This is a genomic window from Streptomyces sp. NPDC037421 (genome assembly GCF_055602105.1).
The window spans coordinates 1-6,846 of record NZ_JBVJWV010000071.1; the positions used below are offsets into that span (position 1 = coordinate 1).

Here is a 6,846-nt window from a genome sequence, read left to right on the forward strand (position 1 = left end):
CTGCTCGTAGGCGGTGTCCACACCCTGGGCGATGTCCGGGGACTGCGCTCCGATGGACACCGACACACCGCAGGAGGCGCCGTCGAAGCCCTTCTTGGACGAGTCGTAGCCGATGTCGAGGATGGCTCCGCGGACGAGTTCGGCGATCGGCGCGTACGCCGTCGTCGTGACCTCTCCGGCGATGTGGACCTGACCGGTGGTGATGAGGGTCTCGACCGCGACGCGGGAGGTCGGGTCCTCGCGCAGGAGCGCGTCGAGGATCGTGTCGCTGATCCGGTCGGCGATCTTGTCGGGGTGGCCCTCGGTGACCGACTCGGAGGTGAACAGCCGCTTGCTCATGCCTGGCCCACCTTGGCGGTGAAGAAGTGGGTGCGGATGGCGTCGAGGGTGCGGATCTCGTCGACCTCCAGGGTCTCCAGCTGGATGGCGCGGCCGCTGTGCTGCTCCAGCAGGAAGACGAACTCGACGAAGGACAGGGAGTCGATGAGCCGGGTCTCGATGAGGTCGAGGTCGCCGGCGATGTCGTCGAGCTCCTCGTGGCGGGCGAGGAGCCAGTTCTTCACGAGCTGCAGACCGTCGGACATGGTGTCTCTCCTTGAAGTGCTGTGTACGGGTGGGGTGGGGGGCGCGGGTGCGGGCTCCGGTGCGGGGCCCGGCTCCGGGAGGGGTTCCGGGACGGCGAGCGGATCCAGTACGGGGGCGGCGACCGCCACCGCGTAGTCCACGTCGTGGCTGATGGTCACGGTGATCCCGGCGATGCCGGACCGCTCGGCCATCTCGGCGGCGGACCGGTGGAGTTCCACGAGCGGCCAGCCGCCCTCGGAGCGCCGCACGATGATGTCCCGCCAGGGCAGGAACACGGCGCGGACGCGCAGGGTCTTGAACGCCGCCTCCTTGGCGGCGATCCGCCCGCACAGGCTCAGTACGTCGAGCTTGGCGGAGGTACGGCAGTCGGCGAGTTCGCCGGGGGTGAGCATGCGCTGGAAGAAGTCCTCGCCGTAGAGGGCGAGCAGCCGGCGGACACGGGTGACGGACACGATGTCCATGCCGAGGTTCGCCCAGCCCAGGCCGCCCGCCGGCGGGGCGGCGACGGGTCGGGTCGGCACCTCAGATCGCCGGCCCGGCCGCGTTCGCGCGCAGGACCGCGGCGGTCGCCGCACCCCAGCTGCCGTGGCGGCGGGTGAGCGCGGACAGCCAGCGCTCCAGGCCGAAGGCGACGCAGCTGGTGAAGGCGGGGCCGCCGCCGGAGGCGAGGGGGATCTCGCACCGGTCGCCGAAGAAGTTGCGGTGGGTGTTGACCGAGGCGATCGCCAGGTCCTCGTACAGGAACTCGTGCTTGACCGGGGTCAGGCGCTGGAGCACCGCCTTGGAGCTGCCCTTGTCGAAGAAGGGGTCGCAGGCGGCCTCGCGGCTCAGCGGCAGGTCCAGGGCCTCGGCGAAGGCGTTGATCCGCCGGGTGAAGCGCGCGAGGTGCTGTTCGGCGTGCTCGCGGGTGCCGATGGCCACGATCTCGCGCATGCGGAAGCCGAGCTGGCGGCGCAGTCCCTCGTAGTGCGCCTCCTTGCGGAAGCACCAGCCGACCACGGTGACGAGCTCGTCGTCGGCGGCCGGGCGGCCCTGGTGGTCTATGTAGACGGCGTAACAGGACGCGGACGGCAGGCCGAGGGCGGCCGGCTCCAGCGCGTCACAGGGGAAACAGCCGGTGTCGGCGCAGAACTCGCTGGTCTCCCGGACGTCCAGGTTCAGCGGGGCCGCCACGACGGCCTGGTGCGGGAAGTTGTCGTAGTAGTCGAGCCGGGCCAGGTCGGCGGCCGGCAGCAGCGGGGGCATGGTCATCGAGCGGGCGCCCGCCTGGACGCCCCAGCTCTCGAACGTGTCGTCGAGCAGCCGCAGCAGGGCGGTGCCCTCGGGGCCGAGCGACGGCAGGCCCCTGGTGTCTGTGGCGGTGGCGGCGGCGGTGGTCATGGCGGTCATGGGGAGTCACCTCTCGGACGGCGGTGGGCCTCTCAGACGACGGGCAGGACGTCGTCCGTGAAGATCCCGGTCTTCAGGAAGAATCCGAGCGGCTTGCGGATGGTCTTGCGCTCGAAGGGCCGGCGGCGCTCGTCGGCGACCAGTGCGTTGCGCAGGCCCACCGGGTCTGCGATGCCGGCGTCGCGGTAGACGTGCGGGTTGTAGAGGGAGTTGAGGCTGTAGACGACGTACCGCTTGAGGTACGCCTCGACCTCGGCGACGCGGGCGGCGGGGACGGCCCCGCGCATCCGGTCGAAGAGCAGGGAGACCAGTTCGCGGCCGAAGGCGATGTGCCGGGACTCGTCCTGGTGGTGGATGCGGTTGACCTCGCGGATGGTGTGGCAGAGGTCCTCGTCCCGCGCCATCCGGGTGTTGTAGTGGTCGACGAGCTCCTCGAAGAACAGGATGCGGGCGAAGACCAGGAAGTTCTCCACCTCAGGCTCCCAGGCGGAGTCGGCGCGCAGGGCGGTGGAGCCGTAGATCTTGTCGCCGTAGCGGCGGCAGAACTCGGCGAAGAACCACATGTGCTCGTTCTCCTCACCGATGAAGTGGTGGAAGAAGTCCGAGGGCACCTCGAAGCCGGGCATGTGGATGCGTCCGACGACCTCGATGAGCAGTTCGCGGATGCCGTGCACGTTGAGGCTGTAGAAGTTGATGCTCTCCCACTTGGAGAGGCGCTGGATGGTCTCCTCGCCGAGCTCCTCGTAGAAGGGGGTGCCGTAGACGGTGAGCAGCTCGGGGGTCATCCACATGCGGCCCTCGTCGAGCTTCTCGGGCCAGTCGAACTGCTGGTAAGGGTTGTAGTACTCCTCGATGGAGCGGTGGCTGAGCCGTTCCAGGACTTCAAGGAACCGGTCGGTGACCGGCAGGGGGGCGCTGACGCCCATGGTGACTCCTCGGGGTGTGGGGTGGTGCCGGGGACGCCGTGGCGTCCCCTCGGCGGCGCGGGCCGGGTGCGGCGGTCCCTACGGCCGCACTTCGTAGACGGCGTTGACCGGGGTCTCGGTCGCACGGCGCCAGCGGGTGAAGCCGGCCTCTTCGGCGATGGCCCGGAAGGCCTTCTCGCCGGAGTGGTTGCCGAGTGCGTGGGGGCCGCGCTGGGCGACGGCGACGGGCAGGCACATGACGGCGGAGAGGGCCATGAACATGCGGGCGGCCGGGGTCTGGGTGTCGATGTCGTCGGGCGAGACGTTCGACTCGACGAGCATCCAGGTGCCGTCCGCGTCCAGGGACTTGTGCACGTGCCGGGCGGCGGAGACCGGGTCGCCCATGTCGTGCAGGGCGTTGAAGAAGGTGACCAGGTCGTAGCCGGTGCCGGGGTAGTCGTCGGCTGAGGCCACCTCGAAGACGACGCGGTCGGAGAGCCCGGCCTCGTCGGCGAGCTGGCGGGCGATCGAGATGGCCTCTTCGGAGTAGTCGAAGCCGTGGACGGTCGCCTGCGGGAAGGCCTTCGCGATCAGCAGGGTGGTGTGGCCGACGCCGCAGCCGACGTCGGCGACGGTGCCGCCGGCGGCCAGCTTGCCGGTGACCCCGGTGAGGGCCGGCAGCCATTCGGGGACGAGCCGGTGCTCGTAGGTGGGCTGGAAGAAGCTGCCCATGCCGGTGTCGAGGGCCGGGTCGTGCTCCGCCCAGCCGACGCCGTCGCCGGTGCGGTACGCGTCGACGAGCAGGTCCTCGGTGCCGTAGAGGGCCTTGAGGGCGGTGAAGAACCCGGCGGCGAAGGTGACCGCGGTGGGGTCGGCCAGCACGGGGGCGTGGTCGGCGGGCAGCGTGTACGTGCCGGCGCTCGGGTGGCGCTCGACGTACCCGGCGCTCAGCTGGGCGTGCAGCCACTCCTCGGCGTAGCGGGTGTTGATCCCGGTGCGCTCGGCGAGCTGGGCGGGGGTCAGCGGGCCGGCCTCGGCCAGCGCCCGGTACAGGCCGAGCCGCTCGCCGAGGGCGACGGTCAGGCCGCGTACGGCGGCGCCGGCGTCGCTGATGACGCGCTGGTGGAAGTCGTTGACGGCGGTCATGCTGCCTTCACCTCGGCGGTCGGGAGGTCACAGGTGAACAGGAAGGAGCGCGGGACGCGCGGGACGCTGCGGGCGGGCACCGGGTAGGGCCAGCGGCCGAAGTCGGCGCCGTCCTCGCCGGGCTGGCGGACCTCGCGCACGTCCCAGCCGCATTCGGCGAGCAGGTCCTCGGGGGTCTCCGTGCCGAAGAGCCACGGGTTCCCGTCCTCTTCGAGGCAGTTGAGGAAGGGCCGGGACAGCGGGTTCTGCAGGGCGGCCTTGCTGATGACGTCGCCGAGCAGGACGGATCCGGGCGCGGAGTGCCCGGCCAGGGTGGAGATGAGGCCGCGCACCGCGTCCTCGGGGAGGAAGAAGAGCAGGCCCTCGACGACCCACAGCACGGGCTGGTCGGCGCGCCAGCCGGCTTCCGCCAGCGGGCCCGTCCAGTCCTGGGTGAGGTCGACGGGGACGGTGACGCGGGTGCGTCCGGCCGGGGCCGGCTCACCGGCGAGCATCTCGGCCTTGGCCTCCAGGAGCGCGGGGCGGTCGAGTTCGTAGACGGTGACGCCGTCGGGCCACGGGAGCCGGTAGAAGCGGGTGTCCATGCCGGCGGCGAGGAACACCACCTGGCGGATGCCGTGCTCCTCGACGGTCCGGACGATCTGCCGGTCCAGGTAGGTGGTGCGGATGGCGAGGAACGGCACGGTGCCGGCGCCGGCGTAGCGCTCCAGCAGGTCGAAGCCGATGGTGTCGGCGACGGTGCGCGCGTACGGGTCGGCGAACAGCCGGTCCTCGCGCTCGGTTTCCAGGGCCCGCGCGGCGGCGGTCCACTGGGCGGTGCGGGATACGGCCTCCACGGGAGGCTCCCTTCACTCGTCGGGCAGGGGAAAGGTCAGGCCAGGGAGCGCTCGCGGACGACCGGGTCCTCGGCGGCGGCGGGGTGCGGCGCGCCGCACTCGGCGGGCCGCCGCTCGAAGATGCTGTGCAGGATCATGCTGAAGACGACGTTCCCGTCGGCGTCGGCCAGCGTGCACTTGGGCTGGACGACGCCGGTGCGCGGGTTGAACGGCGAGGGGCGCGAGCCCAGGATCTCGACGCGCGCCGTGAGCACGTCCCCGGGGCGGACGGGCCGCAGGTAGCGGATCTCGTCGACGCCGGGGGAGCCGGTACAGGCGCTGTAGGCGAGGAGCCCGTCGACGTAGCGGCGCATGAACATCGAGGCGCTGTGCCAGCCGCTGGCGATCAGGCCGCCGAACGGCGTCTGGGCGGCGAGCGCCGGATCGGTGTGGAAGGGCTGCGGGTCGAAGCGCCTGCCGAACTCCAGCACCTCCTCCGCCGTGACGGTGACGGTGCCCAGTTCGTGGACGTCGCCGGTCCGGAAGTCCTCGAAGTAGCGCATCACGCAACCCCCTTGACGGAGAGGAGTGGTTTCTCTGGCGTGAACCAATCTACGAATCAGCCGATTATTTTGTCAACCCAAAAGAAGACCGGAGTGCCTGTTCTATGTCCTGCCAGAGGTCCTCCGGGTCCTCGATGCCGACCGACATCCGGACGAGGCCCGGCCCGATCCCGGCGCGCGCCAACGCCCCTTCGTCCAGCTCCCGGTGGGAGGTGCTGGCAGGGTGCGTGACCAGCGTCTCCACCCCGCCCAGCGACAGCGCGAGCCGCGCCAGCCGCACCCCTTCGACGAAGGCGCGGCCCGCCTCGCGGCCGCCGTGCAGGTCGAAGGAGAGCAGCCCGCCGCCGCCGGAGAGCACCTTGCGGGCCGTCGCGTACGAAGGGTGCGTTCCCAGCCACGGCCAGTGGACGGCCGCCACCGCGGGATGGGCCGCCAGCCGCTGCGCCAGCAGGCCGGCGTTGGCGCAGTGCTCGCGCATCCGCAGCGGCAGCGTGGCGATCCCGCGCAGCGTCAGCCAGACGGCGAAGGGGTCGGCGCTGGCGCCGAGTTCGACCGTGCGCGGCCACACCTCCCGGCGCAGGGCGTCGTCCGCGAAGACGGCCGCGCCGCCCAGGACGTCGGAGTGCCCGGCGAGGTACTTGGTGGTGGAGTGGAGCACGATGTCGGCGCCGTGCTCGATCGGCCGGCACAGGACGGGCGAGGCCAGGGAGTTGTCCACGGCGCCGATCACCCCGAGGCGCCGGGCCGCCGCCAGCAGGCCGGGCAGGTCGGGGACCTGGCCGGTGGGGTTGGCGATGGTCTCCAGGACCAGCAGCCGGGTGCGCGGCCCGGCGAGCGCCTCGAACTCCCGCGCGTCGTCACCGCTGATGTGGTCGACCCGCACCCCGTAGCGCTCCTTCAGGTCGCTCAGCGCCGCGTACGTACCCCCGTACAGGCAGCGCTGCGCGATCACCTGGTCGCCGGGGCGCAGCAGGGCGAGCAGCACCCCGCTGATGGCGCCCATCCCGGAGGCGAAGGCGATGGCCGAGGACCCGCCCTCCAGTCCGGCGAGGGTGCGCTCCAGGGCGCGCACGGTGGGGTTGCCGCGGCGGCTGTAGACGTAGTCGCCGTCGGGGCCTTCCATGGCCCGCGCCAGTTCGTCGGCCGAGTCGAAGGCGAAGGCGGAGGACTGGACGAGCGGTACGGACAGCGGCCGGCTCGCGGGGGCTTCGAGCTCGTGGGCCACGTGCACGGCGCGGGTGCGGATGTCCTTCATCGAGGGGTCTCCCTTTCGTTCGGGCAAGGAGGTCCGGGTGCGGAGGCCCGGGTGTCGAGGTCCGGGTGCGGAAAAAGGGGTCGGGGGGGGGCGGGGGGGGGGGGGGGGGGGGGGGGGGGGGGGGGGGGGGAGAGGGGGGGGGGAGGGGGGGGGGGGGGGGGGGGGGGGGGGGGGGGGGGGGGGGGGAC

8 protein-coding genes are annotated in these 6,846 nt (G+C 72.0%); all 8 read right to left on the minus strand.

Annotated elements, in window-relative coordinates; translation table 11 throughout:
- Positions 1-339: S-adenosylmethionine synthetase N-terminal domain-containing protein (locus ACZ7IF_RS38915; protein ID WP_470981729.1), on the minus strand; the 339-nt coding region annotated here is incomplete at its 3' end.
- On the minus strand, positions 336-1,106 hold the full coding sequence (gene acpS / locus ACZ7IF_RS38920) for a holo-ACP synthase (RefSeq protein ID WP_470981731.1): 771 nt from the start codon (positions 1,104-1,106) through the stop codon (positions 336-338). The genes acpS and ACZ7IF_RS38915, both read right to left, overlap by 4 nt.
- 1 nt (position 1,107) lies before the next feature.
- Entirely contained in the window at positions 1,108-1,974 is an 867-nt protein-coding gene (locus ACZ7IF_RS38925; protein WP_470981733.1) for a class-II aminoacyl-tRNA synthetase family protein, read from the minus strand.
- Between the two features lie 32 nt (positions 1,975-2,006).
- A complete protein-coding gene (locus ACZ7IF_RS38930; protein ID WP_470981734.1) occupies positions 2,007-2,900 on the minus strand; it encodes a diiron oxygenase in 894 nt (297 codons plus the stop codon).
- Positions 2,901-2,978: 78 nt separating this feature from the next.
- Positions 2,979-4,025, minus strand: a complete 1,047-nt coding sequence (locus tag ACZ7IF_RS38935; RefSeq protein ID WP_470981736.1) for a methyltransferase domain-containing protein — start codon at positions 4,023-4,025, stop codon at positions 2,979-2,981.
- On the minus strand, positions 4,022-4,861 hold the full coding sequence (locus ACZ7IF_RS38940; RefSeq protein WP_470981738.1) for a class I SAM-dependent methyltransferase: 840 nt from the start codon (positions 4,859-4,861) through the stop codon (positions 4,022-4,024). The genes ACZ7IF_RS38935 and ACZ7IF_RS38940 overlap by 4 nt, the downstream gene beginning before the upstream one ends.
- Positions 4,862-4,896: 35 nt before the next feature.
- Positions 4,897-5,403: a MaoC family dehydratase gene (locus ACZ7IF_RS38945; RefSeq protein WP_470981739.1), complete on the minus strand. Its 507-nt coding sequence runs from the start codon at positions 5,401-5,403 to the stop codon at positions 4,897-4,899.
- Between the two features lie 64 nt (positions 5,404-5,467).
- Complete coding sequence (locus tag ACZ7IF_RS38950) at positions 5,468-6,658, minus strand: trans-sulfuration enzyme family protein (RefSeq protein ID WP_470981740.1); 1,191 nt, start codon at positions 6,656-6,658, stop codon at positions 5,468-5,470.
- Between the last annotated feature and the right edge of the window lie 188 nt (positions 6,659-6,846).

Coding starts and splice junctions, on each gene's coding strand:
- ACZ7IF_RS38925 (WP_470981733.1), bottom strand. CDS start 1,974: ATGACCGCCATGACCACCGCCGCCGCCACCGCCACAGACACCAGGGGC.
- ACZ7IF_RS38930 (WP_470981734.1), bottom strand. CDS start 2,900: ATGGGCGTCAGCGCCCCCCTGCCGGTCACCGACCGGTTCCTTGAAGTC.
- ACZ7IF_RS38935 (WP_470981736.1), bottom strand. CDS start 4,025: ATGACCGCCGTCAACGACTTCCACCAGCGCGTCATCAGCGACGCCGGC.
- ACZ7IF_RS38945 (WP_470981739.1), bottom strand. CDS start 5,403: ATGCGCTACTTCGAGGACTTCCGGACCGGCGACGTCCACGAACTGGGC.
- ACZ7IF_RS38950 (WP_470981740.1), bottom strand. CDS start 6,658: ATGAAGGACATCCGCACCCGCGCCGTGCACGTGGCCCACGAGCTCGAA.